This is a genomic window from Fulvimarina thalattae (assembly GCF_040239565.1).
Taxonomy (GTDB): Bacteria; Pseudomonadota; Alphaproteobacteria; order Rhizobiales; family Rhizobiaceae; genus Fulvimarina.
Genome location: NZ_JBEHWS010000015.1, coordinates 62831 through 86747, shown reverse-complemented (window position 1 = coordinate 86747; position 23917 = coordinate 62831). Strand labels below are relative to the sequence as shown.

24 protein-coding genes and 1 tRNA gene are annotated in these 23917 nt (G+C 61.3%); 11 read left to right on the top strand and 14 right to left on the bottom strand.

Annotated elements, in window-relative coordinates; translation table 11 throughout:
• Positions 1-99: 99 nt before the first annotated feature.
• The 4 genes from rpoN (at position 100) to ABRA89_RS16780 (ending at position 3484) form a co-directional block, all read left to right on the top strand.
• On the top strand, positions 100-1512 hold the full coding sequence (gene rpoN, locus ABRA89_RS16795; RefSeq protein ID WP_349942643.1) for an RNA polymerase factor sigma-54: 1413 nt from the start codon (positions 100-102) through the stop codon (positions 1510-1512).
• Between the two features lie 213 nt (positions 1513-1725).
• Positions 1726-2298 (top strand): ribosome hibernation-promoting factor, HPF/YfiA family, encoded by a 573-nt coding sequence (gene hpf / locus ABRA89_RS16790; protein WP_349942642.1) that lies wholly within the window; start codon positions 1726-1728, stop codon positions 2296-2298.
• A 56-nt stretch (positions 2299-2354) separates the two neighbouring features.
• Entirely contained in the window at positions 2355-2819 is a 465-nt protein-coding gene (gene ptsN / locus ABRA89_RS16785; RefSeq protein ID WP_349942641.1) for a PTS IIA-like nitrogen regulatory protein PtsN, read from the top strand.
• Positions 2816-3484: a glutathione S-transferase family protein gene (locus ABRA89_RS16780; RefSeq protein ID WP_349942640.1), complete on the top strand. Its 669-nt coding sequence runs from the start codon at positions 2816-2818 to the stop codon at positions 3482-3484. The genes ptsN and ABRA89_RS16780 overlap by 4 nt, the downstream gene beginning before the upstream one ends.
• 21 nt (positions 3485-3505) lie before the next feature.
• Here ABRA89_RS16780 and ABRA89_RS16775 read toward each other — a convergent pair whose 3' ends face one another.
• Complete coding sequence (locus ABRA89_RS16775; RefSeq protein ID WP_349942639.1) at positions 3506-5014, bottom strand: sensor domain-containing diguanylate cyclase; 1509 nt, start codon at positions 5012-5014, stop codon at positions 3506-3508.
• Between the two features lie 199 nt (positions 5015-5213).
• On the opposite strand from ABRA89_RS16775, the gene thiD reads away from it, so the two are divergent.
• Complete coding sequence (gene thiD / locus ABRA89_RS16770; protein ID WP_349942668.1) at positions 5214-6023, top strand: bifunctional hydroxymethylpyrimidine kinase/phosphomethylpyrimidine kinase; 810 nt, start codon at positions 5214-5216, stop codon at positions 6021-6023.
• Positions 6024-6041: 18 nt separating this feature from the next.
• Here the strand turns inward: thiD and ABRA89_RS16765 are convergent, their stop codons facing one another.
• From ABRA89_RS16765 to ABRA89_RS16705, 13 genes are all read right to left on the bottom strand, one after another.
• Complete coding sequence (locus ABRA89_RS16765; RefSeq protein ID WP_349942638.1) at positions 6042-6935, bottom strand: dihydrodipicolinate synthase family protein; 894 nt, start codon at positions 6933-6935, stop codon at positions 6042-6044.
• Positions 6936-7090: 155 nt separating this feature from the next.
• Positions 7091-7831 carry a phosphate regulon transcriptional regulator PhoB gene (gene phoB / locus ABRA89_RS16760; RefSeq protein ID WP_349942637.1) on the bottom strand — a complete coding sequence of 247 codons (741 nt, stop codon included), beginning with the start codon at positions 7829-7831 and terminating at the stop codon, positions 7091-7093.
• Positions 7828-8565: a phosphate signaling complex protein PhoU gene (gene phoU / locus ABRA89_RS16755; protein WP_349942636.1), complete on the bottom strand. Its 738-nt coding sequence runs from the start codon at positions 8563-8565 to the stop codon at positions 7828-7830. Before phoU ends, phoB begins: the two co-directional genes overlap by 4 nt.
• A gap of 72 nt (positions 8566-8637) precedes the next feature.
• Positions 8638-9384, bottom strand: coding sequence for a phosphate ABC transporter ATP-binding protein PstB (gene pstB / locus ABRA89_RS16750; RefSeq protein WP_349942667.1), 747 nt, complete (start codon positions 9382-9384; stop codon positions 8638-8640).
• An 86-nt stretch (positions 9385-9470) separates the two neighbouring features.
• Positions 9471-10793 (bottom strand): phosphate ABC transporter permease PstA, encoded by a 1323-nt coding sequence (gene pstA / locus ABRA89_RS16745; RefSeq protein WP_349942635.1) that lies wholly within the window; start codon positions 10791-10793, stop codon positions 9471-9473.
• Positions 10790-12280, bottom strand: a complete 1491-nt coding sequence (pstC, locus tag ABRA89_RS16740; protein WP_349942634.1) for a phosphate ABC transporter permease subunit PstC — start codon at positions 12278-12280, stop codon at positions 10790-10792. The genes pstA and pstC overlap by 4 nt, the downstream gene beginning before the upstream one ends.
• Before the next feature lie 200 nt (positions 12281-12480).
• A complete protein-coding gene (locus ABRA89_RS16735; protein ID WP_349942666.1) occupies positions 12481-13506 on the bottom strand; it encodes a PstS family phosphate ABC transporter substrate-binding protein in 1026 nt (341 codons plus the stop codon).
• 199 nt (positions 13507-13705) lie between these two features.
• Positions 13706-14986 (bottom strand): ATP-binding protein, encoded by a 1281-nt coding sequence (locus tag ABRA89_RS16730; RefSeq protein ID WP_349942633.1) that lies wholly within the window; start codon positions 14984-14986, stop codon positions 13706-13708.
• A gap of 163 nt (positions 14987-15149) precedes the next feature.
• Positions 15150-15467, bottom strand: coding sequence for a hypothetical protein (locus tag ABRA89_RS16725; RefSeq protein ID WP_349942632.1), 318 nt, complete (start codon positions 15465-15467; stop codon positions 15150-15152).
• 87 nt (positions 15468-15554) lie between these two features.
• Positions 15555-15773 carry a hypothetical protein gene (locus tag ABRA89_RS16720; protein ID WP_349942631.1) on the bottom strand — a complete coding sequence of 73 codons (219 nt, stop codon included), beginning with the start codon at positions 15771-15773 and terminating at the stop codon, positions 15555-15557.
• Positions 15774-16094: 321 nt separating this feature from the next.
• Entirely contained in the window at positions 16095-16277 is a 183-nt protein-coding gene (locus ABRA89_RS16715; RefSeq protein ID WP_349942630.1) for a hypothetical protein, read from the bottom strand.
• Between the two features lie 517 nt (positions 16278-16794).
• Positions 16795-16871 (bottom strand) — tRNA-His (locus ABRA89_RS16710).
• 82 nt (positions 16872-16953) lie between these two features.
• Positions 16954-17598: a LysE family translocator gene (locus tag ABRA89_RS16705; protein WP_349942665.1), complete on the bottom strand. Its 645-nt coding sequence runs from the start codon at positions 17596-17598 to the stop codon at positions 16954-16956.
• A 211-nt stretch (positions 17599-17809) separates the two neighbouring features.
• Between ABRA89_RS16705 and ABRA89_RS16700 the strand changes: the two genes are divergently transcribed.
• From ABRA89_RS16700 to ABRA89_RS16675, 6 genes are all read left to right on the top strand, one after another.
• The gene (locus ABRA89_RS16700) at positions 17810-18361 is read left to right on the top strand and encodes a sigma-70 family RNA polymerase sigma factor (RefSeq protein ID WP_349942629.1); all 552 of its coding nucleotides are present in this window, start codon (positions 17810-17812) and stop codon (positions 18359-18361) included.
• A gap of 3 nt (positions 18362-18364) precedes the next feature.
• Complete coding sequence (locus tag ABRA89_RS16695) at positions 18365-19000, top strand: NrsF family protein (RefSeq protein ID WP_349942628.1); 636 nt, start codon at positions 18365-18367, stop codon at positions 18998-19000.
• 115 nt (positions 19001-19115) lie between these two features.
• A complete protein-coding gene (cobS, locus tag ABRA89_RS16690; RefSeq protein WP_349942627.1) occupies positions 19116-19886 on the top strand; it encodes an adenosylcobinamide-GDP ribazoletransferase in 771 nt (256 codons plus the stop codon).
• A 37-nt stretch (positions 19887-19923) separates the two neighbouring features.
• Entirely contained in the window at positions 19924-21033 is a 1110-nt protein-coding gene (locus tag ABRA89_RS16685) for a cobalt-precorrin-5B (C(1))-methyltransferase (RefSeq protein ID WP_349942626.1), read from the top strand.
• Positions 21023-21805, top strand: coding sequence for a cobalt-precorrin-6A reductase (locus ABRA89_RS16680; RefSeq protein WP_349942625.1), 783 nt, complete (start codon positions 21023-21025; stop codon positions 21803-21805). The genes ABRA89_RS16685 and ABRA89_RS16680 overlap by 11 nt, the downstream gene beginning before the upstream one ends.
• Before the next feature lie 424 nt (positions 21806-22229).
• Complete coding sequence (locus ABRA89_RS16675) at positions 22230-23501, top strand: amidase (protein WP_349942624.1); 1272 nt, start codon at positions 22230-22232, stop codon at positions 23499-23501.
• The last annotated feature ends 416 nt before the right edge of the window (positions 23502-23917 follow it).

The window sequence follows — 23917 nt, the reverse complement described above, 5'->3', positions numbered from 1 at the left end:
GCTTTCTTATAGGCCTGCCGTGCGACGAAAGCCGCTTCGAGCGCGGAAAAGCAATTGTGTACCAGAGCGGCGTTCAGGACCTCGGGTCGAACCAAGCTTATGGCGCTAGCGGCTAAACTTCAGTTCCGGCAGAGCCAATCGCTGGTGATGACGCCGCAGCTTCTGCAGTCGATCCGCCTTCTTCAGTACGGCCATGGCGAGCTGAAGACGTTTCTCGAGTCGGAGGTTGAGCGCAACCCTCTTCTCGCCATGGCGCCAGCCAAGCCATTGGTGAAATCGATTCAATCCGAGGACGGCCCGCCGCCGGTGGATGCGCCTTCAGGCATTTCCCATACAGGGCGTTTCGGTAGCTCGTCAGGGTCCGGGCAACAGTTTAGTGGTCCCGACACCGGCTTTGCCAATGTCGCCGACGACAAGATTTCCCTCCTTGGCCATGCCCTCAACGAGGCGCGCGATATCGCAGGAGGCCATGAAACCCGCGCGATCGCCGAAGCTTTCGCCGACGAACTTGACGAGAATGGCTATTGCCGCTGCGACGCGGATGAATTCGCGAAATCCAACGGATTCGATCCCGTGCGAACGCGCGCTGTACTTGTAAAACTTCAGACTGAGGCTTCGCCTGCCGGTCTCTTCGCACGCAACCTCAAGGACTGCATGGCGATCCAGCTGAAGCGCCGGAACCGCTATGATCCGGTCATCGCCAAGGTCATCGATAATCTCGAGCTGCTTGCGAATCGCGACTTCGCTGCGCTGCGCAGGCTGACTGGCGAAGACGATCACGACCTTCTTGATATTCTCGCCGAGATCAAATCGCTCGATCCCAAGCCGGGCCACGCCTTCGATGGCAAAGGCGGCGAAGGCGTCGAACCGGACGTGCTGATCAATGCGGACGGCGAAGGCGGCTGGGTCGTGGAGCTCAATCCCGATACCCTGCCCCGTGTCCTCACCGACCGGACCTATCTGAAGCGCGTGCGCAAGCATGCGACAACGGACGAGGACAAGAGCTTCCTCTCCGAATGCCTCCAATCGGCAAGCTGGCTCGAACGGGCGCTCGAGAGCCGCGCCCAGACGATCATGAAGGTCGCCGAGGAGATCGTGAAACGACAGGGCGGCTTCCTCGCAAACGGCGTCAGCGGCATGAAGCCGATGACCCTGGCCTCGGTCGCCGAAGCCATCGGCATGCACGAATCGACCGTCAGCCGTGTCACCAACATGAAATTCATTTCGACGCCGCGCGGCGTCTTTGAAATGCGTTTCTTCTTCACCCGCGCGATCGCGGCGGCCGACGGCGGCGATGCCCATTCGGCCGAAAGCGTCAAATTGCGCATCAAGCGACTGATCGACGCCGAAGTCCCGGGCAAGATTCTCTCCGATGACGATATCGCCGCCATCCTCAATAAGGAGGGGATCGATCTCGCCCGCCGCACGGTGGCGAAATACCGGGAGGCTCAGTCGATCCCGTCTTCGATCCAACGCCGGCGTGAGCTCAATGCGCGGCGCCTCGCATCGTAAGACAGTGCGCCGCCGTAACAGGCTGAACCGACTCACTATCTCGCACGTTGACATCCCCAAAGGGCCTTCATAGAAGGCGCCACCTCCGGAAGGTCCCTATATTGCAAGGATGCAGGGACGGAAAAAAGCGTCTAGGGTGTCCTTGCGCCAGTGGTTCGTGGGGCTTCGAAAGAGGTCCGCGGATGTCGGAGAGAATGCGAAAAGGATAGCGTTATGGCTGTACGTGTTTCGGGCAAGCACATGGAAGTCGGCGAGGCGTTTCGGACCCGAATTGAAGACCGCTTGAACGAAGCCGTCGACAAATATTTCGACGGCAATTATTCCGCGACGGTCGTCGTCGCCAAGGACGGAAGCCGCTATTCCTGCGATTGCGTGATCCATCTTGATACCGGCGTGGTCTTCCAGGCCCAGGGCCAGACCCACGATCCGGAAACCAGCTTCGTCGAGGCCTCTGAAAAGCTAGACAAGCGTCTGCGCCGCTACAAGCGCCGTCTGAAGGACCATCATGCCAATGGCGGGCACAAGACGCTCGCCTATCAGATCATGGAAGCCATCCCGGAAGAGACCGAGGAGGTCCCGGAGGATTACGCACCGGCGATCATCGCCGAGACGACCCTCAATGTCGGCACCCGGTCGGTTGCGGATGCGGTGATGGAGCTCGACCGTCAAGATGGTCCGCTCGTTCTCTTCCGAAACGCCAATTCGGGCGATATCAACATCGTCTTTCGCCGCACCGACGGAAATGTAGGCTGGGTCGACCCCTCGACCTACGCACGCGACGCGTGAGGAACGGGCAAGGTTCTTGAACGAGCTTGCTCCAGAGAACACGAGAGGTCGTTTCCATGGAATTTCAATCGCTCATCGAGCCGGCGGCAATCTTGCCCGGGCTCAAGGCGACGTCGAAGCGTCAGGTCCTGCAGGAAATGGCGGCCAAAGCCGCTGAGCTGATCGGTCGCCCGGAAAGAGAAATTCTGGAAACGATCCTCAATCGGGAAAAGCTGGGTTCGACCGGTGTCGGCAACGGCATCGCGATCCCGCACGGGAAGCTAGCCGATCTGGCGCAGATTACCGGCATCTTCGCGCGCCTCCAGAAGCCCGTCGACTTCGATGCGCTCGATGAAGAACCCGTCGATCTCGTCTTTCTTCTGCTCGCGCCGGAAAATTCCGGCGCTGATCATTTGAAGGCCCTGTCCAAGGTGGCACGCCTTTTGCGCGATCCTGAAACGGTGAACACGATTCGCGGTTTCCAGGATGCCGGCTCGATCTACTCGACCATGGTGCGCTCGACCACACAGAACGCGGCATGAGCGAAAAGCTTACCGTCCATCACCTGAACAATTCCCGTTCTCAGCGCGTGCTCTGGCTCCTCGAGGAGCTCGGTCTCGACTACGACGTCAGGCATTATCAGCGCGAACCGGACATGCGCGCGCCGGAAGCCTTGCGAAAGATCCATCCTCTCGGGAAATCGCCGGTCATCACGCATGAGGATCGTACGATCGCGGAAACCGGCGCGATCATAGAATACATCCTGTCCTTGAAAACGGATCACGGTCTGATGCCGGCCGAGAATACCGACGACTTCTGGCAAGCACGGCACTTCCTCCACTACGCCGAAGGCTCGGCGATGCCGCCGCTTTTTCTCATGCTCGTCCTGAACATGATCCCAAAACGTGCGCCGTTCTTCGTGAAGTCGATGCTTTCGATGGCCATGGAAAAGGTAGAAAGCTCTCTCGTCGCGCCCGAGATCCGCAACCATCTCGATCATTGGGAGAACGCGATCGGGGGGAGCGGCTGGTTCGCCGGCCCCAAGATGAGCGTCGCCGATATCATGATGAGCTTCCCGGTCGAAGCCGCCGGCAAGCGTTTCGGTTATCAGGACCGCCCGAAGCTGCGAGCCTTCCTCACCCGCATTCACGAACGCGACGCCTACCGCCAGGCGCTGAAGCGCGGCGGGCCTTATGAATATGCCTGAAACGTCACCGAAGAGCGTCGGTCAGCGCCGACGCTCGCGCGTAGGATCGGAATAGAAGGCGCTCTTCGCCTCGTACATCGCCTGATCGGCTCGCTGGGCAGTTTCTTCCAGCCGCTCTCCCGTGCGAGCTGTCGCAAGCCCCATGGCAAAAGACAGGGTCGAGCCGCTGTAAAATTGGTTGTTGATGTCGATCAGTTCCTCAATCTCTGCGATGAGGTGCCGGCCTTCCGCCTCGTCCGCCGACGGCATCAAGATGATGAATTCGTCGCCACCGACGCGCGAAACTTGGTAGGGCCGTTTCACGGTTTCCCGCAGAACTTCGCCAGCCCGTCGCAAAAGTGCGTCTCCAGCGGCATGGCCAAGACTGTCGTTCACGCTCTTCAGGCCGTTGAGATCGGCGACGATCACCGTTACCGGCGACACGCCGCGCCGCTCTAGCCGGTTCAGTTCGTCGTCGAAAAACGAGCGGTTGTGCAGCTTGGTGAGGATATCGTGCTTGCCGAGATATTCGAGATAGGCCTCGGCCTTCTTGCGCGCAGTGATATCGGTGAGCGCCACTAGCACCAGCGACCAGTCCTCTTCATGACCCGGGAAGACCGAGAACTGCATGTGAAGATTCAGCGTCTCGCCTTCGAGCGTATAATTCACGACTTCGCGGGACTGGAATAGCGTGCCGGCCCAGAGTTCGACCAGCTGTTCCTTGAAATGCGGGCGCATGTCGTCGCGAAAGACTTCCGTCAGCCTGGAGAGAAGGTCGTTCGTGTCCCTTGCGGCAAACATTTTAATGGTGTGACGGTTCACATCAACGACGTGAATCTCACTCATGCAGCGCTCGACAAATTCGGGATGCACGTCGAGAAAGGTGCGGAAATCCTCGACGCCGCGCATGCGTGCGTCGTCGAGCAGCTCCTTGATGCTGCTGAAATCCTCGACCCAGAGGGAAATCGGGGAGTGCTCGAAAAGGCCGCGCGCAAACTCCTCGCTGCGCCCAAGCCGCCGCAGGGCGACCTCGCGCTCGGTCACGTCCTCGGTCGAGACGAGCATGCGGCTCCAGTCGCTCTCGTAGCCAGGCACAATGCGGCCTTTCACCTGCACGTCCAGCCGCCGGCCGGTCAGCGTGTAGTTGACGCCATGGCTCTCAAAGCCCCCATTGCCTTCCCAGAGCTGTATGAGCTCGGCCATGTGAGTCTCGAACATGTCGCCCGAGAAGACGGTCGACAGATTGGCTTTGAGATGCTGGAAGTTGTTAGCCTCGAAAACATCGATCGCCTTGTCGTTGACGGCAATCAGACGAATGGAACGCGCGGCTTCTGCGGCAATCTCCGGATGTTCCTTCAGATGCTCGCGCAGCGACACGACCCCATCTTGCCGGCAGTGGTCGAGCACTTTTTTGACACCGCTGAAGTCCTCTAGCCAGAGTGGGACAGGCGCAAGATCGAAGACCGCGCCAGCGATGTCTTTCGATTCGTTCTGGAGCGCGCTCTCGATGTCGTCTGCGAACACCGTCTCTCCCAGTGATCTCTCCGCCATCCAACGTCCCCTCGCATCCGGCATTTGATATAACGAACCAAATGGAAAAAGGCGCTACGCAGGATCGCGCTGCGCCCGGCGCGCATTATCGGACACATTCCTTATCAGGGACTTGCACTCAAGATGATGGATGACGAAATTTGTGGCAGAAGCCCTCGGACATGCGTTCAATCTTATTCCTCATCAGCCGAAGGCCCCGATGATCCCCAATATCCTTTCCATCGCAGGCTCGGACCCATCTGGCGGCGCAGGCATACAGGCTGATATCAAGGCGATTTCGGCCAATGGCTGCTACGCTATGGCCGCCATAACCGCACTGACAGCACAGAACACCCAGGGCGTTCGCGGGTTTACCATCGTCGCACCGGACATGATCAGTGCGCAGATCGTGGCGATCCGGGACGATATTCGTATCGACGCGATCAAGATCGGCATGCTCGGCGATGTCGAAACGGTTCGGACGGTGGCCGATGTCCTCAAGACAATCGACGCGCCAGTCGTCCTCGATCCCGTGATGGTCGCGAAAGGCGGCGACCGCTTGCTGGCGGAAGAAGCTGTGGCGGCACTGCGTGAACTTCTTTTACCCCGCGCGACAGTCTTGACGCCGAACCTGCCGGAAGCGGGGGACCTCCTCGGTCAGGAAACGGCCAATGACATCGCCGGCATGCGACGGCAGGGCGAACTGCTCCTCGCACTCGGCTGCACGGCGGTGATGATGAAGGGCGGGCACCTGCCGGGTGACCACGAGGCGACCGATCTTTTGGTCACGCGTGACGAGACGTTCGAATTGCGTGCACCGCGAACCGAGACGAAGAACACGCATGGCACCGGCTGCACCCTTTCCTCGGCTCTCGCGACGGGCCTCGGCTTCGGGCTCACGCCGATCGAGGCCGCGCGGCGAGCGAAAGCCTATATCGGCGCGGCGATCGCCGAGGCGGACACGCTTTCAGTGGGCGGGGGCAACGGTCCGGTGCATCATTTCCACGGCAGCAGGCATGGCGCGGCATAACGCATTGCCATCAAGACGTCAGGCTGGAAGCGCTTCCAGCGCCTTTTCGATACGGCGCCGCTCGGGAAAACCGAGCGGCAGCAGCGGACGTGGCAGATCGGCCTCGCCCAATCCGAGAATATCGAGCAGCACATACATCACCCTCAAGCTGCCATAGGCCTTGAAGACATCCCAAAGCGGCGCGCAGGCCGCGTCGAGCCGGCGTGCTTGCTCGGTTTGTCCGGAGCGGGCAGCCGCAGCGAGACGCACCGCCAGGTCCGGCATCGTGCCTCCAATGACGCTGTAGAAGGCATCGGCGTCTGCGAGAAAGGCCGGGACGATCGTCCAGTCCGCGCTGTAGCCGATCGAAAGCCCAGTTCGCGACCGCAACGCGGCAATCTCGCCATCGAAATCACCGTCAACGGCGGGCGGGCGCTTCACAGCAACAATCCGATCGACCTTGGAAAGCCGTTTCACGAGATCGTTGCTGAAAGAAAAATGCGTTGTACTCGGATTATCGTAGATACAGAGATCGAGCCCCGTCGAACCGGCCACCGTACGATAGTGCTGATAAGCCTCCTCTTCCGTCAGCGGCGTATAGGAGACCGGCGCCATCAGCAGTGCATCCGCGCCTACCGCTTCGGCGTCGCGGGAGAGTGCCTGCGCTTCGTCGGTTCTGAGCGCACCGACCCCGACGATCACCGGAAGGCGGCCCCCAACGCATTCGACAGCCGCATCGACGGCGCGCTTGCGCTCTGCGCGCGAGAGATAGGCATAGGTGCCGGTGCTGCCGAGGAGCCCGATCGAGTCCGCGCCGGACGCGCAGATCCGTTCCAGAAGCCGGCCGAGGAGTTCCGTATCGACGCGCCCCTCACCGTCAGCAGGGGTGATCGGAAAGGCGGACAGCCCGTGAAAAGGTGAGGAAGCAGTCATCCTGCGAACTCCATCGAAGAACAGCGAGCGCAGCGCCCGCGCCGACCCTGTTCTCCGGACTTACCACGGCGCAATATCAGCCAGGCATGACGTTTCGCGATCGGCCGATGAACTTCGGTGATACGCTTTCAGCAGGAAGCGAAAGCGAAGGCGCCCTACCCTGCCGCTTCCTTCAGCTTCGAACGAGACGGCGCTGTCTTGCCAGCGAGAAACTGCTCGTCGAGCGCATAGCCGGCGCCGCGTACCGTGCGGATCGGATCGCGGTCTCGCACCCGGTTGATCGCCTTGCGCAGCCGGCCGACATGAACGTCCACCGTCCGCTCATCGACATAGATGTCTCGGCCCCAGACGCCGTCGAGCAGCTGTTCGCGGGTAAAGACGCGACCGGGCGCCTGCATGAAGAATTCGAGCAGCTTGAATTCCGTTGGTCCGAGCTTCAGCTCGCGTCCCGAGCGCCGTACGCGGTGGGCGGAGCGATCGAGTTCGAGATCACCGGCCGTAAGCAGGCTCGCAATCTTTTCAGGACTCGTGCGACGAAGCATCGCCTTCACGCGGGCCGTGAATTCACGCATCGAAAACGGCTTCACCACATAGTCGTCAGCACCGACCGAAAGCCCCTGAACCCGCTCGCTTTCCTCGCCACGGGCCGTCAGCATGATGACAGGCAGCTGGGCCGTGTCGGGGCGCTGGCGCACCCGGCGGCAGATTTCGACGCCCGACAGGCCCGGCAGCATCCAGTCGAGAACCAGAAGGTCTGGCGTGTCCTCCTTGAGCCGCAGATCGGCCTCGTCGCCGCGGGCGATCACCTCTACTTCGTAGCCCTCGGCTTCAAGATTGTAGCGGAGGAGCACACCGAGGGCCTCCTCGTCCTCCACCACGGTCACACGAAGGCTCATCCCGTAGCACCTTCCACGGCTTCCTCGACGCTCTTCTGAGTGACGGTCGCGGACCGATCACCCTTAGGCCGATCCGGCTTCATCTCTTCACCCGTGCGGATATAGTAGATCGTCTCGGCAATGTTCGTCGCGTGGTCGCCGATGCGCTCGATGTTCTTTGCGCTGAACAGAAGATGCGTGCAGGACGTGATGTTGCGCGGATCCTCCATCATATAGGTGAGGAGTTCGCGGAAGATCGAGGTGTAGACCGCGTCGATCTCTTCGTCCTTGTCGCGCACGGCAATCGCCCGCTCGTGATCGCGTTCGCCATAGGCGTCGAGCACGTCCTTCAGCTGGTCGACCGCGAGTTCCGACAGATGCTCTATGCCGCGTACCAGCTGGCTCGGCTGGGCGTGGTGATGGACCGCGAGAACGCGCTTGGCGATGTTCTTGGCAAGATCGCCGATGCGTTCGAGATCGTTCGAGATGCGGATCGCACCGACGATCTCGCGCAGATCGATCGCCATGGGCTGGCGCTTGGCGATGGTCATGATTGCCTTTTCGTCGACCTCGCGCTGGGCCGAATCCAGCATGACGTCGTCGGCGATCACCGACTGTGCAAGCCCCGCATCGCCGCGAACGAGGGCGGTCACCGCCTGTTCCAGCATGCGCTCGGCTTGACCGCCCATCTCGGAGATGCGGCGAACGATGTATTTCAGTTCGTCTTCATAGGACGACACGATATGCGAAGCCATGAAGGCCTCCCTGAATGGTTTGGACGTCTGCCGCGGCCTTGCCGGGTGTTCGGCCGGCCGCTTGCTCCAGAATCAGCCGAAACGGCCGGTGATGTAGTCCTGCGTGCGCTTGTCCTCGGGATTCGAGAACATCTTCTCGGTGTCATCCACCTCCGCCAGATCGCCGAGATGGAACATCGCCGTCACCTGACTGACGCGGGCGGCCTGCTGCATCGAGTGGGTGACGATGACGATGGTATAGTTCTGCTTGAGCTCGTCGATCAGTTCCTCGACCGTCGCCGTCGCAATGGGGTCGAGCGCCGAGCAGGGCTCGTCCATGAGGATGACCTCCGGCTCGACGGCGATCGCACGGGCGATGCAGAGGCGCTGCTGCTGACCGCCGGAAAGGCCCGTGCCGGGCTCATCGAGACGATCCTTCACCTCCTTGTAGAGGCCGGCGCGCTTGAGGCTCGTATGGACGATTTCCTCGAGCTCGGTCTTGTTCTTGGCAAGGCCATGAATCTTCGGTCCGTAGGCGACGTTTTCCCAGATCGACTTCGGGAAGGGATTCGGCTTCTGGAAGACCATGCCAACGCGGGCCCGCAGTTCGACCACGTCGAGATCAGGGTCATAGATGTCCTCACCATCGAGCATGATCTTGCCGCCGACCTTGGCGCTCTCGATCGTGTCGTTCATTCGGTTGAGGCAGCGAAGATAGGTGGACTTGCCGCAGCCGGACGGACCGATGAGCGCGGTGACCTGACGCTCCTTGATATCGAGGCTGATGCCGTTCAGAGCCTGCTTCTGCCCGTAGTGGACCGTCACATCCCTGGTCACCATCTTCTTGTTCTTGTCTTCCGACACGGCTGGTCCTTTTTCGAAAATCGCTCTCGACATATCCATTTGGTCTTGTCCCTTTAACGAGCCTACCACCGGCGTTCAAAGCGGCGGCGAAGGAAGATCGCCGTCAGGTTCATCAGGGCGAGGAAGCCGAGGAGTATCATGATTGCGCCCGAGGTCCGCTCCTGGAAGGCGCGCTCGGCCTCGTTCGCCCACATGTAGATCTGGACCGGCAGTGCCGTCGCCGAGTCCATCGGCGTCTGCGGATAGTCGGCCACGAAGGCGACCATGCCGATGAGAAGCAAAGGAGCGGTTTCGCCCAGCGCCTGGGCCAGGCCGATGATCGTGCCCGTGAGAATACCGGGCGCTGCGAGCGGCAGGACGTGATGGAACACGGTCTGCGTCTTCGAGGCACCGAGGCCGAGCGCCGCCCAGCGGATCGAGGGTGGCACAGCGCGAAGGGCTGCCCGCGTCGCGATGATGATCGTCGGCAACGTCATGAGCGTCAGCACCAGTCCGCCGACGACCGCCGCCGAACGCGGCAGGCCGAACCAGTTGATGAAGACGGCGAGGCCGAGAATACCGAAGACAATCGAGGGGACGGCCGCGAGGTTGTTGATGTTCACCTCGATGAGATCGGTGAACCTGTTCTTCGGCGCGAACTCTTCGAGATAGATCGAGGCCGCGACGCCGATCGGCAATGCCAGCGCCAGCACGATCAGCATCATATAGGCCGAGCCGATGATCGCGACGCCAAGGCCCGCCGTCTCGGCCCGCGAAGAGGCGCCGAAGGTGAAGAGGCCCCAGTTGAAGTTCTGTTCCAGCGCGCCGATCTCTTCCAGGCGCTCGATATATTCGAGCTGGAGATCGCTGATCGGGCGGCGGCTTTCCTCGACCGTGAGGTCGTAGGAGCCTTTGAGGGCGCTGTCCAACTCGGAGCTCGCATAGAGCCAGACATCCTCGGTGTTGCCGATGATCGACAGGTCGTTCAGCACCATGTCGCGCAATTCGACGCGGACGCCCTGTGAGACGAGAGCACTGGCCGCGCTCACCGCTTCCTTGTTCTCCGGATCGATGTCGAGCAGTTGGATGAGGCCGTCACGGGCAAGCTGGGGATAGTTCGCCATCATCAGCTTGGACTGGTTTTTCGCGCCATCCTCCACCGTTCCGAGGACCTCTTCGGAGAACGTGATCGGAACCTCGATCTCGCTCTGCCAGAACGCCGTGTAGCCTTTCGAGACGACGCTCCACAGAAGGATGAAGAGGAAGGCGACGCCGAGTCCGATGGCGATCATGCCATAGGCCTTGAATCGACGTTCGGCGGCGTATCGCTTCTTGATGCCGATGTCGCGGCGGCCGGTTGCGGCCTCGGACCGATCGGAAATGCCGTTCGCGGTCGCGTCGGTCATTCGTACTGTTCCTTGTACTTCCGCACGATGTAAAGCGCGTAGACGTTGAGGCAGAGCGTGATCACGAAGAGCGTGATGCCGAGCGCGAAGGCGACCAGCGTCTGGGGCGAGGTGAATTCGAGGTCGCCCGTCAGCTGCTGGACGATCTTGACCGTGATCGTGGTCATCGCCTCGAATGGATTGATGGTGAGGTTTGCCGCGACGCCGGCCGCGAGAACGACGATCATCGTCTCGCCGATGGCGCGAGAGGCCGTTAGTAGCAGCGCCGAGACGATGCCTGGCAGCGCCGCCGGCAGGATCACCCGCTTGATCGTTTCCGAGCGCGTCGCGCCGAGGCCGAGGGAGCCGTCGCGCAGCGAGCGCGGCACCGATGTGATGATGTCGTCCGACAGCGAGGAGACAAAGGGGATCAGCATGATGCCCATGACGCAGCCCGCCGTCAGCACGCTCTGGGCCTGAATGAAGGCGGAATAATCACCGGTCAGGAGCCCCGAAATCTGGGCTGACAGATCGCGAAAGAACGGACCGACGGTGACGAGCGCGAAGAAGCCGTAAACGATGGTCGGGATACCGGCGAGAACTTCGAGCAGGGGCTTGGCGACGGAGCGCGTCCGGTTGTCGGCATATTCGGCCATGTAGATGGCGGCGAAGAGCCCGATCGGGACGGCGACGGCCATGGCGACCGCGCCGATATAGAGCGTGCCGGCAAGAAGCGGGATGAGGCCGAACTGGCCGGTCTCGCCGCCGGAACCGGCCGCGCTGAAACGGGGCTCCCAGGTGGTGCCGAAGAAGAACTCCCATGCGTTGACGCGGGAGAAGAAGTCGGCACTCTCGAAAAGCATGGAAAAGATGATGCCGACGGTCGTCATGATCGCGATCGAGGAAGCTGCGATCAGCGCCGCATTGATGACCGTCTCGACTTTGTTGCGCGCACGAAGACGCGTGCGGATATTACGGTAACCGTAAAAGGCGCCTCCCATTGCGAGGAGAAGGACGGCGACCGTCATCAGCCAGCGGCTGATTGCACCAAAGGAATTACTCTGGATGGCGATCGGCAGCATCCAGTCCTGGCTCGCCGAGGCAATCGGGATGCCATAGTCGCGGAACAGCGGCAGCGCTTCTTCGATCCTGGTCGTCTCGCTGATCTCTCCACGCTCGTCATCTGGCAGGGCGCGCAGACCCGCCCCGATAGATTCAACGATGCCCGAGGCAAGATCGTCGGTGAGACCGGCTTCGGCAACGGCGCCTTCGGGAAACGAGCTGCGGACCTGGATTTCGTTGAGGATCGGCGAAGCGATCAACCAGGTAGCGAGCAGCAGAAGCGACGGCACCCAGGCCCATGAGAGGACGTAGCTCGCGTGATAGACCGGACGCGAATGGGGCTTGGCGCCCTTCTCGGCTCTCAGTTCGCTCGCACGCCGATAGGCAAAGAACGCACCGATCGCGCCGATCAACAGAACGGCGAGGATGATGAAGCTTGTCGACACGGTGTCCGCTTTCTGAAAAAGTTGCGGATCGGCTAGTCAGCGTCACGTTCGCTGTCGAACGGAGCCTGCCGGGCCTCGTCGCCGCAATGGACGGCGCCCTTTAAATAAACCCGGCTTCGCATCGAGATGGCTGCCGGGTTTATGCTCATAAGGCAAGACGGAGGCGCCAAACGGAACGGCGCCTCCACGCGGTGGGCCGCTTAACCCGAGACGGAGACGCTCTCGCCGCTCTCGAACTGGTCCATTTGCGTCTGGCGCTCGTCAGCGGAAAGCGGGACGAGGCCGTATTCGACCGTCGGTGAGCCTTCGCCGGTCATCTGCTCGTTCAGGAAGAACTCGACATATTCCTGAAGGCCCGGAACGACGCCGAGATGGGCGCGCTTAACGTAGAAGAACAGCGGGCGCGAAACCGGATACTCGCCGGAAGCGATCGTCTCGGCCGAAGGGGTAACTTCGTTGACGGTCGCGACCTGCAGCTTGTCCTGGTTCTGCTCGTAGAAGGCCAGACCGAACACGCCGACCGCCTGCGGGTTGGCATCGATGCGGGCGAGCGTCTCGGTGTAGTCGCCGGAGATTTCACCGATCGAACCGTCGTTGCGGACCTGCATGCAGGCGTCTTCCGCACCGTCCTCGTCCATACCGCCGTCCATCATCATCTTCATGGCGCCGGAGTCTTCACAACCCTGAAGCAGGAGCTTTTCTTCGAAGACTTCGCGGGTGCCGTGGTTCGAGGCCGGAATGAAGGCCGCGATCTCCTGATCGGGAAGCGAGGCATCGACATCGGACCAGTTGGCATAGGCGTTCGCGCCCATCTCACCGTCCTGCGGGACCTGCGCGGCCATGGCCTTGTAGACCATTTCCGGGGTCAGCGCGAAGGATGCGCCCGAGGCGGCCGAGGCGAAGACGATACCGTCATAGCCGAACTTGATCTCGCTGATCTCGGTGACGCCGGCATCGTTGCAGGCCTGGACTTCCGAGTCGCGGATCTGGCGAGACGCGTTCGCGATGTCGATCGTGTCCGGACCGACGCCCTGGCAGAACTGCTTCAGACCAGCCGAGGAACCGCCCGACTCGACGACCGGGGTCGGATAGTCCGGGAAGACTTCGCCATAGTTCTCGGCGACGATCTGGGCGTAGGGAAGCACGGTCGAGGAGCCGGCGACCTGCACGGCTTTGTTCGACTGGGCGAGAGCCGGAGCAGCGAATGCGAGCGAGGTGCCAACCATCAGGCTGGTGAAAAGCTTGGTGTTCACGGGGGAGTTCTCCTTGGTGGAGTTTGAAGGGGGAAAGCGGTGCCCTTCGCAGCCTCATGCTGCAGTGCCAGAGCCCCGAATTCGGCCTATGCCTAACGAGTTTCCGCGAACGATATATGACAGTTGAACTACGCTTTTATGACACCCTAAGCTTTTGTATTGCATTCGCTTTTCAGGATACGATCGATCTTTCCGACAATCTCTGGAATCGTGCCGTGAAACTTGCGCCCTCCCCGACCTCAGACTCGACCATCAGCCGGGCCTTGTGACGCAGGAGAATGTTGCGAACGATTGCAAGGCCGAGGCCGGTCCCCTTCATCGCGCGCGAACTGCCGACGTCGACCCGATAAAACCGTTCTGTAAGACGCGGCAGATGTTCGGCCGCGATGCCGGGGCCGAAATCGACCACGGTGGCGTCGGCGATTGGCCGACCGCGCTCCTCGCCGGTTTTGAGGCGAAGTACGACGCGCTCGCCTTCCCGGCCGTATTTGCAGGCGTTTTCGAGAAGGTTCGAAAAGACCTGCATCAGCTCGTCGGGTTCACCGGCGACTCGCACCGGCTCCTCGCCGATGTCGGTCTCGATGGCGATTCCCATGTCATCCGCCAGAGGGGCGAGTTGATCTGCCACCTTGCGCAGGATCTCGCCGAGCTCCACCGGCTGGCTAACCGGCAGGTGCCGCTTCATCTCGATTCGCGAGAGAGAAAGAAGATCGTCGATCAGCCGCGACATGCGGCCTGCCTGATCGCGCATGATGGCTAGAAACTTCTCGCGCGCCTCCGCGTCGTTCTGCGCCGGACCCTGCAAGGTCTCGATGAAGCCGGTAAGCGAGGCGAGCGGGGTGCGCAGTTCGTGGCTCGCATTGGCGACGAAATCGGTCCGGATCCGCTCTGTCTGCCGCGCGACCGTGCGGTCGTAGAAGATGACGAGGAAGACTGACGGCTCGCCGCCGTCTCGGCTTGGGACCGGAAGCACTTCGATCTGGAAGCTGCGGTCTGCACCGCGACGCTCGTCGAGCGCGGTCGCGGTGCGCCGGCCACTCGCAATCGCATCGTCGATCGCGGAGAGAACGTGAGGCGCACGGAACCGCAGATGGATCGGCTCGCCGAGTTGCAGACGGCCGAGCGGCGCGACGGATGCCGGGTTCTGGTAGGTGAGCGTCAACTCGCGGTCGACGACGAGAGCCGGCTCGGCGAGCGCTTCGACCACCGCCTCCGCGCCGGCATCCAGCCGATCCCGCTCCGGCCGTGTCTCCGTCTGCGGCGCCGGGTTCCGCGTTCTCTTCGATGGCCAAAAGAGGAGTGCGAGGATCGCCGCAACGAAGACGATGAGCACCGGAATCGTATCGGGATGAAGCGCGCCGAAGCCAATACCGCCGACGATGACGAGACCGGCAAGCCGCTTGCGCCGACGCGGAAAGGGAAGTGTCTCGCTGCTGGTTTCGTGCGTTGCCACTGACGGCCGTCCTCGATTCGATTGAAGCGCCGCGGAGCGCTACGCGAACCGGCTGACAGACTTATGAAACCGAGGGAACCATCGATGGCAAGACACCAATGCAAAGGGCAATGATGCTCGACTGCCGCACACCCATTGCCGGGCGTCGTGCGACACGTGACAATCAGGCGGTCTGGTGCATTCCCGCCGGGAGCTCCAGATCGCGCCCCATGATCTGGCCACGCTCAAGCGAATTCAGCGGGGAAGAGCCTATCAGCTGACCGGCAATCTGACCGAACAGAAGCAAGTGGCCGTGATTGACGACGTTCCGCGCGCTTTGCCCGTGGAGAATTGCGGCTCCCCCTTTCTCGATAACCAAACCTCCCAGAAGCTGGCCGTGAGCGACAATACGTCCGCCAGAGCGAACATAGGTCGTGCCAGTTACCTGCCCCGACTGCTCGATCTCGCCTGAGACGACAAGGTCGCCGATGTGCTGGGTCATTCCGTTCAACTCGCTATTTACATGAGGCCGCCAGCGACATTGCGCGACAAATGTAAACAGTTGATATTCAGCGGGTTAATCCGTTCGCTAGGCGACGTCCGCAGTCGTCTCAGATGTCTCCGCTGCATCTGACAACGAAGACGGCTCGTCCGTACCAAATTTTTCGGTGAGGAGGCGGACGGCTTGAACCGTCGATATGAACTCGCGGATCGCGTGGCGCACCTCGGCGCTGTCGATCTCTTTCAGCATCGGGAGGAGGCCGATCCCATGGTCTTCGAGCTGTTGTAAGAGTGATTTGCCTTGCATGGGCTGGTTCCTTCGAGAGCTTCATCGCGATAAGCGAACACGCGCTCGAAAGTTCAGATCAGCGGCCGCAAATGGTTAGGCTCAGGTTAACCGCACCCAAACAGGCAATTCTCGCAAGCACCTACCTTGCCTGTTCCGCGCCGGCTTCTGCTCTCGGGCTATCAAGAGCTTCGTCGATCCGGACATTACTTATCAAACCCTTTCGGCCTCAGCGCTCTGCTGCAATTTCAGCGGAGAGACGAATAACGCACTATAAGGCGTGAATAGATAAGGATGCCCGCATAGGCCTTCGTCGGATCACAGGCGGGTCGCTCTCGTCGTTCAGAAAATTCCGCCGAACAGCAGCAGGGCACCAACGATAGCAACGCAGAAAACCAGAAGCCACTTGCCTGCGCCCTTCCCGAAGCCGACCCGTTTGTCGGCGATCGGCATACCATCGTGAAGGTTCGACGGAGCCGTTGGACCGGTCCTCGTGACAGTTTCAGTCTTGGTGTTCTCTGCCATCGGAAACTATCCTGTCATTGCGCTGCTTGAATGCCGTCGCCTCCATGAGACCTAACGCCCCCATCGGCATCGGCAATGTTCCTCATCGGCCGTCTTACTCCACAGAAGAACCGTGCGATCGCGAGGCCGATCACCCTTATCATCAAAAAGATAGCGTGTTGGACGTTTCCGCGTGCCATGGAGGCCGACACGCTGATTCTGGTGATCCTGCGAGGGCCGATAGAAGGCGCTGGGCAATTCACTGAGTCATAGCAGAGTCTGATAGAAAACAATGAAGGCCAACACGGCTAAGCCGGCTATCAGCGCGTTCCACAGCATAAAGCGAAGTTTGCGGTTCATTGCGGGCGTCCCTTCCCGTGCCGCGACATGTTCCATTCCATATCGCATAGAACTGCCGACAGTACCGGGAAACCCTCGCAAATCAAGAACAGCCGCGGCATCGTGGATGCGGCGTAAAAACCACGGCGCGCGCCTATGGCGAAAGCCTCAACTCACTAAGTTTCCTGCGAAAAGTGAATGGTACGGTTGGCTGGAGTTGAACCAGCGACCTTCGGAGCCACAATCCGACGCTCTAACCAACTGAGCTACAACCGCACGGGCGGGAGCGTTTCCCGCGATCGGGGTCCGAGATAAATCCTTTTCCGGCGCGGTGCAAGGGCGGTTTTCCGGGTGGAAGCTACTTGCCCTGAGCAAGGAGAATTCTCACCGCGAAGGCCGAAAAAACCCCGGCGAAGAGCCAGTCGATCGCGCGCGTTACCTTCGGCTTTCGCATCAGCATCTCGGAAAGCGACTCGGCCGCCAGAATCATCGGCACGCTCAAGGGCACGGCGACGACGATGAAGAAAACGCCGAGAAAGACGAGCTTTCCGGCTGCGTGCGGGTCGGAGGCAGAGACGAATTGCGGCAGGAAGGTCACGAAGAACAGGATGATCTTCGGGTTGAGCAGATTGATGCCGATACCCGTCAGCCAGTGACTGAAGAGGGACTTCGCCTTCTTTCGCTCGCCCGTCTTCAGGCTGAGCGCCGAGCCGGAAAAGATCGCCTGCGCGGCGAGAAAGACGAGATAGGCAGCGCCGAATAATTTGAGGACGAAGAACGCCTCGGGCGAAGCCGCGATGAGAGCGGAAATGCCGAAGGCCGCAAGCGAGGTGTGGACGAGAATGCCGCTCGCCGCGCCCAGCATCGACGCCATGCCGGCCGCCCGACCCTGAGATAGTGTCCGCCCCACAAACAGAGTCATATCCGGTCCCGGCGTAATCGTGAGGACGATCGCGGCGAGAAAGAAGGTGAACAGCGTGGAAAGATCGGGCACGAACGTCATGGCAATCGACATATCACGGAGCAGTAAAACGGTCATCCCGATTTTGAGCGACGGTGTGACACCGAGCATGATGGATGCGGAATCGGCCGAACTGGTGTAGGGAAAAGCATCCTCGAACTTCAGGCCGGCCGCAATTTCTTTCACACCGTCCGTTCGAATTTTTCGCCAGGGGCCGCGTAACGATGATCCCTTCCCGACCGAAAGCATTATCGTGAAGTCCGCAACGACCGGGGCGCTGAGCGAGATGTCTGACCTTCTTCGGGCGGGCCTCTCAGGACACAATCGCTCTTACGGCCAATTTCTGGAAAGCGCTGCACGGCTCCTGCGCGGCTTTTGCGCCCGCAAGCTGCCGCCGGGGCTGCCGGGCTTCGATGCAGAGGACCTGGTTCAGGAGATATTGATGGCGGTCCACGCCAAACGACATACCTGGCGGACTGACGAGCCGGTCGAACCCTGGCTCTTTGCGATCGCGCGCTACAAGGCGATCGATGCCTTCCGAAAGCACGGAAAGCGGATCGAGGTCGACATCTCCGATCATGTCGATGCGATGGCGATCGAACCTGACGAGACCGGCCTCGTTGCGCTCGATGTGAAGAAGGCGGTCGATACGCTGGATGGCCGCACGCGGGAAGTGGTGACGGCGATCTCCATTGAGGGGCGCAGTATTGAGGAAACGGCAGAACGCCTGGAAATCAGCCGCGGCGCGGTGCGGGTGGCCTTCCATCGCGGCCTCAAGATTCTTTCCGAGCGCGACGGATCGTAGCCGATGCAAACCGATCAACTCATATCACAGCTTCAGGCGGAAGCCGCCGAAAATCCCCGACTCGCAGTCCTGGGCTGGCCGCTTGCAGCGCTCGGCGGGATCGTGGCCACCGCTCTTGCGATGGTCGCGACGATCGGCGTGCGGCCCGACTTCTTCTCCGCGCTGGAGACAGTGCGCTTCAACTTCAAGTTCCTGCTGACGGCGATATTCGCCGGCACGGCGCTTCTTGCCCTTAAGGAGCTCGCACGTCCGACTGGTGACAAGCGCAAGCTGGCGTTCCTAAGCGTTCCGCTGCTCATGCTCTGTGCTTCGGTGATCGCCGAGCTTGCGACGATTCCTCAAGGGTTATGGGAATCACGGATGGTCGGTACGAATTTTGCCTCTTGCCTCACCACGATCCCGCTCTTCGGCATCGTTCCGCTGGGCCTGTTCCTCTACGCATCCTCAAAGCGAGCACCTCTGCGCCCCACGCTGCAAGGCGCGCTCTGTGGTCTGGCGGCCGCCGCCATCGGGGCATTCTTCTATGCAGCCCACTGTACCGACGACTCGCCCCTCTTCGTCGCGACATGGTATCCGATCGCGAGCGCGATCCTCGTCGCGACAGGGGCTCTGATCGGCCGGCGGTTGTTGCGCTGGTAGTGCTCAGCTGAAAGCGGCAGATGACACCGGCCCGACCGGCATCGCATCGCCCGCTTGCCCGCCCGTGCCAAGCCTGCGAGAGATTGGGGCCATCCCGCCCCAACTGCGCGAGCCCATGCCGGACCCCGTCAAACGCCTCCTTCGATCGCTCGCATTCCTGACGCGCTTGCCGCCGGTCGCCTCCGCCTTCGACGACGGTCCTCATCCCCTTGGGAAGGACGTCACCGCTTTTCCGGTTGCCGGTCTGATCGCCGCGGCTCCATCGGCGCTCGTCCTCTTTCTCATTCCGCAATTCAGCCTGTCGCCGCTCCTCATCGCGGTCATAGCGGTCGCGGCGGCGGTCTTGATGACGGGGGCTCTGCACGAGGACGGGCTTGGCGATGTCGCGGACGGGCTTTTCGGTCACCTCCCGCGAGAGCGGGCGGTCGAAGTGATGAAGGATAGCCGCGTCGGCACCTATGGTGCGCTTGCGCTTATCATCTCGGCGGCAGCGCGGATCGCAATCTTCGCCGAACTGATTGCCTTCTCCCCGCTCACGGCAGCGCTCGGCGCGCTCGGCGCGGCCGCCCTAAGCCGCGGGTTCATGGCTCTCCTCTGGGCGAGCCTGCCGACGGCCGATGCCGGCGGGCTTGCGGAGAGTGTCGGTCGGCCGGACAGGCACGACGCATGGATCGCGCTCGCAATCGGTGGCGCGATCTTCGTCTGTCTCACAGGGTTCGGCTTCAGCATCGGCATTGCACTGCTCGCCCTCGCCTTTGGAACCCTGACATTCGCCGGCTTTCGGTGGTGGCTCAAGCGCCGCCTCGGAGGCCAGACCGGCGATACGCTCGGCGCTGTTCAGCAACTCACCGAGATCGCAGCCCTGTTCGGCCTTTGCTTCGCATGAGATTTTCGCAAGCTGCACGGATGCCTATAACAGCGCCATGAGCGACGAACGGAACGAGGCGAGCAGGAAAGACGGAACCACCGGCCTCAGGCGCGGCTGGACGACGGGTGCCTGTGCCACCGCCGCCACAAAAGCTGCCTTGAGCGCGCTCTTCACCGGCGATTTCCCCGACCCGGTCACGATCCGCCTTCCGAAGGGCGAGACGCCAGCCTTCGCGCTCTGCCGACAAGAACTTTCCGGGAAGACGGCGACGGCGAGCATCATCAAGGATGCCGGCGACGACCCAGATGTCACCCATCTCTCCGAGATCATCGTGACCGTGCGGCTGCTCGACGGGCCGCCGGACATCGTGTTCCGCGCGGGAGACGGCGTCGGAACCGTGACGCGCGATGGGCTGCCGATCGGAGTGGGCGAGCCCGCGATCAATCCCGTGCCACGCTCGATGATGCGCGAAGTCGTCGATGAGTTGCGCGCGATCCACGATCGCGATTGCGGCGTGGAGATCACGATCGCGATCCCGGATGGCGAACAACTAGCCGAGAAAACGTGGAATCCGCGCCTCGGAATCGTCGGCGGGCTCTCGATCCTCGGCACCACCGGCATCGTCCATCCGTTTTCCTGCGCCTCCTGGATCCACGCGATCCATCGCGGCGTCGATGTCGCCCGCGCCGCTGGTATAGAACACCTCGTCGGTCCCACGGGATCGGCGAGCGAGGCGGCGGCGCGCAGCGTCTATCCGGACCTGCCCGATCTCGCTTTTCTCGACATGGGGGACTTCGCGGGCGGTCTCGTCAAATATCTGCGGACCCATCCCGTCGAGCGCCTGACGATCGCCGGCGGTTTCGCCAAGCTCACCAAACTTGCCCAAGGCGCGATGGACCTTCATTCGGGCCGCAGTCAGGTCGATTTCGCGTTTCTGAAGGACCTTGCCGAAAAGGCCGGACATCACAGCCTCGCTAAAGAGATTGGCTCAGCCAATACGGCCGGTCATGCGCTTTCGCTGGCGATGGCCGAAGATTTCGATCTCGCGCGCCGCGTCGGCGTGGCAGCGAAACGAACCGCCGAACGGCTCTGCCTAGCAGTGCCGATCGCGATCGATGTGATCGTGGTCGATAGGGCTGGCACGGTGATCACCCATGTTCGATGAAAAGAGCTGCCGCGTCCTTATCCTGGGGGGAACAAGCGAAGCCAACACACTCGCCAGCCAGCTTGTTACGCAGGCACCACATCTCGATATCATCCTCTCCCTGGCGGGGCGAACCCGTGATCCAGAGCTGCCGGATGTCGTCGCCGTTCGCAGCGGCGGCTTCGGCGGGGCAGAAGGTCTTGCGACCTATCTGAAGGCGGAGAGGATTACAGTCCTCATCGATGCGACCCATCCCTTCGCGAGGCAGATTGCCGAGAATGCAGTGAACGCGGCGCACATGGCCGACGTGCCTCATGCGAAATTGCTCCGCCCGCCATGGAAGCAAAAAACGGGCGACCAATGGCTCATCGTCGCGGACGAGATGGAAGCGGCATCCGCCCTCCCCTCAGGATCACACCCTTTCATCGCGCTCGGGCGGCAACATCTGAGCCCATTCGCCGGCCGGTACGATCTCAAGCCGGTTCTACGCATGATCGAGCCGCCGGATTTGCCGCTCGATATTCCGGCCGAGATAATTCGCGGACGGCCGGGAGCAAGCGCCAAGGCCGAAGCCAATCTGTTCCGTGCTCACCGCATCACACATCTCGTGTGCCGTAACTCCGGTGGGGAGCGCTCCTACGCCAAGATCGAGGCCGCCAAAACGCTTGGCATCCCGGTCGTGATGATCGTACGCCCGGTCCTTCGAGGCGTGCAGTTCACGCTCGAAAGCGTCGATGCCTGCGTTGCCTGGGTCCTCGAGCATACGCCTCGGAACGTCAGCTTCGTACGATAATATTCAAAATACGGACTACCGCGACCGAACCGCGCGGCTCAAAAAATTATACATAACGAGAATTGAATATACGGCGACCACTCCATACATGGAACTTACTATTTTGGGGCGAGAGCTCAGAACGCGAAACTGAAGACGACGGCATGTTCAGACGGACATGGCCATCGAGCGCGGGTTCGACGCACCAGGCGGGGAATCAAGACCCTTCGAGATCATAGAGACGTTTGGCCGTGACCCTCTCGGTCGAACGACACCACACTCATCTGCGGGGCGCAGTCGAGTGTGGTGATGACGTTCGCCGGAGGTTTTCGGATCTCCGGCGGACGTTGCGTATCGCGGATGAGGTCTGGTGTCCGGCTGGCTTCTAGAGTTTGTAGCCTTACTCTATGGCCTCTTGGCAAGACGATGTCCGCAGGAGTGCCCAATGTCACCATCCGTTCTCGACCGCGACCGCCTAGGCGTCTGCGAAATTCTCGAAGCGATTGGTCAGGGATCGCTCGCTCCGGCTGATGTCGTCGCCGAGAGCCGCTCCCGGATCGTTTCGCGCGACGGTGATATCGGCGCGTTCGCATGTCTTTCCGAAGATAAGGGCGACGCTCCCGAAGGCCCGCTCGCCGGCATCCCGATTGGCATAAAGGATATCTTCGATACAGCCGACATGCCGACGGAGATGGGCTCTTCACTCTATGCCGGCCATCAACCCCGGTTCGACGCATCGCTGGTGGCCATGGCCAGGACGCAGGGCGCGACGATCATGGGCAAGACCGTGACCACGGAGCTCGCCTCGCTCGATCCGACCGACACGAAGAATCCGGCCGCTCCCGGTCACACCCCGGGCGGCTCGTCTTCGGGTTCTGCCGCTGCGATCGCCGCCGGATTCTGCGCCGCCAGCTACGGCTCACAGACCGGTGCCTCGGTGGTGCGACCGGCCGCCTATTGCGGTATCGCCGGCTTCAAGCCGAGCTTCCGCCTTTTGCCGACAGTCGGGATGAAAACCTTTGCCTGGTCTCTCGATACAGCCGGGCTCTTCGCCGCAAGTGTTCGGGATGTCGCGATGTTCGCCGATCTTCTCACGGGCCGGGCATTGCGTATCGGGGAAGCGGAAACGCTCTCCAATTTGACACTCGGATTTTATCGCACGACGCTCGACCATCACATCGAGCCGTCCATGGTCGAGGCGCTCGAGCGAATTCGCGATATTGCCGAGAAAGCCGGCGCGCGTATCATCGAGATGGAAGAGCCGGGCGCCCTCGAAGAAGGCCGGGACGCGCATATGGCGATCCAGGGTTACGAGGCGAGCCGGGCGCTCATGCACGAACATCGAAGCGCGGGCGCGCGTATCGGGCCGAAAGTGAAGGCGATCCTCGACGATGGCGTCGCTGTCACGCCCGAGGAATACGACACGGCACGCCGGGCGGCACGGGTCGCGCGCAAGGCGGCCAACGGACTCTTCGAAAGCGTCGATGCCATTATTGCGCCTTCCGCATATGGCCCGGCGCCCGAGGGGCTCTCGTCCACGGGTGACCCGACAATCTCGAAGCTCTGGACGCTCACAGGTAATCCAGTCGTCAACGTTCCCGGTCTTGCTACGTCAAGCGGTCTGCCGTTGGGGATATCGATCATAGCTCGTTTCGGGCGAGATGCCCGCGCGCTGGCAATCGCGGCTACCTTGGAAGAAGCTATTTCCAAGGCATAGATTTATCAGAGAAGTTTCCATTCAAAGTTTTGATGTGCGTTTGCGAAATGGCGCAAGCGCCCTTGTGGGCGGGTTCGCATCAGTGCCGCTACGGCGTCTTGCGCTCTAGCGAGTGCACTGCAGCATTAAAACCCTCTTGTACGCCCCGGCCCCTTCGACCAATCTTACCGATACCTGCCGATCATTATGGGCTCCATGACGAGTCCGGCCGGTGGATATTCGGGCGTGCCCGCCGTTTCTCTCTCCAGAGAAGTGGCGCTACGCCGGAGAAGGAGACAGACACATGGAAGTCATGCGTTCATTCAACTTGCTGATGGTATGTGCCGCGTTCGCCTTCATCGGGGCGATGGTCGTGGGTGTTCTCTGAGAAACATCCGGTTTCGGAGCGACATCCGAACGACCCACTGAAGAATTCA

What these genes read in the sequence shown, in the direction of transcription:
- phoU (WP_349942636.1), bottom strand. Translation starts at nt 8,565, where the DNA reads ATGGCTTCGCATATCGTGTCGTCCTATGAAGACGAACTGAAATACATC.
- ptsN (WP_349942641.1), top strand. Translation starts at nt 2,355, where the DNA reads ATGGAATTTCAATCGCTCATCGAGCCGGCGGCAATCTTGCCCGGGCTC.
- ABRA89_RS16715 (WP_349942630.1), bottom strand. Translation starts at nt 16,277, where the DNA reads ATGGCAGAGAACACCAAGACTGAAACTGTCACGAGGACCGGTCCAACG.
- rpoN (WP_349942643.1), top strand. Translation starts at nt 100, where the DNA reads ATGGCGCTAGCGGCTAAACTTCAGTTCCGGCAGAGCCAATCGCTGGTG.
- ABRA89_RS16675 (WP_349942624.1), top strand. Translation starts at nt 22,230, where the DNA reads ATGTCACCATCCGTTCTCGACCGCGACCGCCTAGGCGTCTGCGAAATT.
- phoB (WP_349942637.1), bottom strand. Translation starts at nt 7,831, where the DNA reads ATGAGCCTTCGTGTGACCGTGGTGGAGGACGAGGAGGCCCTCGGTGTG.
- ABRA89_RS16735 (WP_349942666.1), bottom strand. Translation starts at nt 13,506, where the DNA reads ATGGTTGGCACCTCGCTCGCATTCGCTGCTCCGGCTCTCGCCCAGTCG.
- ABRA89_RS16685 (WP_349942626.1), top strand. Translation starts at nt 19,924, where the DNA reads ATGAGCGACGAACGGAACGAGGCGAGCAGGAAAGACGGAACCACCGGC.
- pstA (WP_349942635.1), bottom strand. Translation starts at nt 10,793, where the DNA reads ATGACCGACGCGACCGCGAACGGCATTTCCGATCGGTCCGAGGCCGCA.
- ABRA89_RS16720 (WP_349942631.1), bottom strand. Translation starts at nt 15,773, where the DNA reads ATGCAAGGCAAATCACTCTTACAACAGCTCGAAGACCATGGGATCGGC.
- ABRA89_RS16765 (WP_349942638.1), bottom strand. Translation starts at nt 6,935, where the DNA reads ATGACTGCTTCCTCACCTTTTCACGGGCTGTCCGCCTTTCCGATCACC.
- ABRA89_RS16775 (WP_349942639.1), bottom strand. Translation starts at nt 5,014, where the DNA reads ATGGCGGAGAGATCACTGGGAGAGACGGTGTTCGCAGACGACATCGAG.
- hpf (WP_349942642.1), top strand. Translation starts at nt 1,726, where the DNA reads ATGGCTGTACGTGTTTCGGGCAAGCACATGGAAGTCGGCGAGGCGTTT.
- ABRA89_RS16695 (WP_349942628.1), top strand. Translation starts at nt 18,365, where the DNA reads ATGCAAACCGATCAACTCATATCACAGCTTCAGGCGGAAGCCGCCGAA.
- ABRA89_RS16680 (WP_349942625.1), top strand. Translation starts at nt 21,023, where the DNA reads ATGTTCGATGAAAAGAGCTGCCGCGTCCTTATCCTGGGGGGAACAAGC.
- pstB (WP_349942667.1), bottom strand. Translation starts at nt 9,384, where the DNA reads ATGGTGACCAGGGATGTGACGGTCCACTACGGGCAGAAGCAGGCTCTG.
- thiD (WP_349942668.1), top strand. Translation starts at nt 5,214, where the DNA reads ATGATCCCCAATATCCTTTCCATCGCAGGCTCGGACCCATCTGGCGGC.
- ABRA89_RS16705 (WP_349942665.1), bottom strand. Translation starts at nt 17,598, where the DNA reads ATGACGTTCGTGCCCGATCTTTCCACGCTGTTCACCTTCTTTCTCGCC.
- ABRA89_RS16780 (WP_349942640.1), top strand. Translation starts at nt 2,816, where the DNA reads ATGAGCGAAAAGCTTACCGTCCATCACCTGAACAATTCCCGTTCTCAG.
- ABRA89_RS16725 (WP_349942632.1), bottom strand. Translation starts at nt 15,467, where the DNA reads ATGACCCAGCACATCGGCGACCTTGTCGTCTCAGGCGAGATCGAGCAG.
- cobS (WP_349942627.1), top strand. Translation starts at nt 19,116, where the DNA reads ATGCCGGACCCCGTCAAACGCCTCCTTCGATCGCTCGCATTCCTGACG.